This window comes from Ralstonia sp. Ralssp135, from assembly GCF_047304345.1.
Lineage (GTDB): Bacteria > Pseudomonadota > Gammaproteobacteria > Burkholderiales > Burkholderiaceae > Ralstonia > Ralstonia chuxiongensis.
Genome location: NZ_JBGLYZ010000118.1, coordinates 1 through 245 on the forward strand (window position 1 = coordinate 1; position 245 = coordinate 245).

The 245-nt window shown below is 44.1% G+C and carries 1 protein-coding gene; it reads right to left on the reverse strand.

Translation table 11 applies throughout. From position 1 onward, the window contains the following. Positions 1 to 245: hypothetical protein (locus tag ACCD03_RS25620; protein ID WP_413413296.1), on the reverse strand; the 245-nt coding region annotated here is incomplete at both ends.

A 245-nucleotide genomic window follows, 5' to 3' on the forward strand; every position in this document is an offset into this window, starting at 1 on the left:
CGGCTAACTTTGACCTGTGTTCTATAATCTTGAACATCTTCAAGCATCTTTTGCTGAATAGCTAGATTCAAAATGCTTGGCTCCACCATCGAGCCTAAAGCCTGCTCTACCGATGGTGTTTTTTCTGAAGACTGGCCAAAATTGATTTCGCCATAGCCATTTTTATTCCAGACCTGCATGCCGGTATAAGGCTGCTGACGTGCTAAATTTTCCCAGACCCCCACCGTCTTTAACAAGTGAATGGT